The 1858-nt window shown below is 75.7% G+C and carries 1 protein-coding gene and 1 pseudogene; one reads left to right on the top strand and one right to left on the bottom strand.

The features are described 5' to 3' along the window. Positions 1-1552: ATP-dependent helicase C-terminal domain-containing protein (locus OOT08_RS17180; protein ID WP_325094072.1), on the top strand; the 1552-nt coding region annotated here is incomplete at its 5' end. 41 nt (positions 1553-1593) lie between these two features. Here the strand turns inward: OOT08_RS17180 and OOT08_RS17175 are convergent. Next, positions 1594-1858, bottom strand: a pseudogene (locus tag OOT08_RS17175) (ectoine/hydroxyectoine ABC transporter ATP-binding protein EhuA); the annotation flags it as partial.

Raw genomic sequence — 1858 nt, 5'->3', positions numbered from 1 at the left:
CTACTCGGAGACCGAGTTTGCCCGGATGCCCGCCGCCGCGCCCCCGGAGATGCTGTCCGCCGATCTGCTCGATGCGGCGCTGCTGCTCGCCGCCTGGGGCACCCCCGGCGGGGCGGGGCTTCGGCTCCTGACGCCGCCGCCCGCCCCCGCGATCGCTCAGGCCGTGCGGGAGCTCTTCGCGCTGGGGCTGACCGACGCGGCGGGAACGCTCACCGGGCTCGGTCGCCGCGTCGCCGGCCTGCCCGTCGGGGTCCGCGAGGCGCGCGCCCTGCTCTCGGGCACCGCGGAGCTCGGCGATGCCCAGCTCGTCGCGGAGGTTGTTGCCGCGTTCTCGGGCGACTTCCGCGACCCCGGCGCAGATCTCACGCGGCTCCTCCGCGAGCTGCGCTCTGGGCGAGCCCCGGGGGCGCAGCGCTGGCGCGCGGAGGCGAAACGTCTCGCGCGGATCGCGGCATCCGATGCCGGGGCCACGAACCCGGACGCCGCCCGCGAGGATGCCGCCGGGATCGTCACGGCGATCGCGCGGCCCGAGTGGCTCGCGCGGCGCACCGGGGAGCATTCCCGAAGCTACCTGCTCGCCTCCGGCACCCGCGCGGCGCTCCCCGAGGGCAGCGCCCTCGGGTCGAGCGAGTGGATCGCGGTTCGCGAGGTCCAGCGGGCGGCGGGGCGGGCCACGGACGGCACGGGCGCGGTGATCCGGCTCGCCGCCCCGCTGAGCGAGGAGGATGCGCTCCGCATCGGGGAGCCGCTGCGGGCCGCGGAGCGGACGGCGCGGGTGGTCGGTGGCCGGGTGCGTGCCCAGGAGCGGCGCACGCTCGGCGCGATTGAGCTCTCCGCCACGCAGGTTCCCCCGCTCGCCTCAGACACCGGCCCCGCCTTCGCCGCGCACCTGCGCGACGCGGGGCTCGGCGCCCTGCGCTGGACCGAGGCCGCCGCTGGTCTCCGGGCCCGCCTCGGTCTGCTCCGCCGCGAACTCGGCGCCCCGTGGCCCGCGGTTGACGACGCCGCGCTGCTCGCGGACCTCGACGCGTGGCTCGGGCAGGACCTCGCCCGGCTCACCCCGCAGTCCGCACCCCAGAGCATCGATGTGACCCCGGCGCTGCGCCGCCTGCTCCCCTGGCCCGAGGCGGCGCAGCTCGACGCCCTCGTCCCCGAGCAGCTCGCAGTGCCCTCCGGCTCCCGGGTCCGAATCCAGTACCCGGACCCCGCCGAACCCACCGCGGAGCGCGCGGGCGGCGATGGGGCGAGCGCTGAGGGGGGCGGGAAGCCGGTCGTCGCGGTCAAGCTCCAGGAACTCTTCGGCTTCGCCGAGACGCCGCGCCTCGTGAACGGGCGCGTGCCGATCCTGTTCCATCTGCTGTCCCCCGCGCGCAAGCCACTCGCGATCACCGACGACCTCGCCTCGTTCTGGAACGGGCCGTATCAGGACGTGCGGCGCGAGATGCGCGGGCGCTACCCGAAGCACCCCTGGCCCGAGGATCCGTGGACCGCCGAGGCGACCGCGCGCACGAAGCGGGCGCTCGGGGGCGGAACCGGCGGAGGCCGCGGCTAGGGGCATTCCCCTCGCCGCGACCTCCGGTCCGCTCCGCTCGCTTAGAGCACGCTGTGCAGGAAGCCCTGCGTCCGCTCGTGCTGGGGGTTATCGATGAGTTCGGCAGGGGCGCCGCTCTCGACGACGACGCCGCCGTCCATGAAGACGACCTGGTCGGCAACCTCGCGGGCGAAGCCGACCTCGTGCGTGACCACGATCATCGTCATGCCCTCCCGCGCCAGCTCCTTCATCACGTCGAGCACCTCGCCGACCAGCTCGGGGTCGAGCGCGCTCGTCGGCTCGTCGAAGAGCATCAGCTTGGGCTTC

The organism is Leucobacter sp. M11 (genome assembly GCF_035726885.1).
In the GTDB taxonomy this organism is placed as follows: domain Bacteria; phylum Actinomycetota; class Actinomycetes; order Actinomycetales; family Microbacteriaceae; genus JAPFRB01.
Note: the sequence above shows the minus strand (reverse complement) of the source record. Positions and strands in the feature narration are given on the sequence as shown.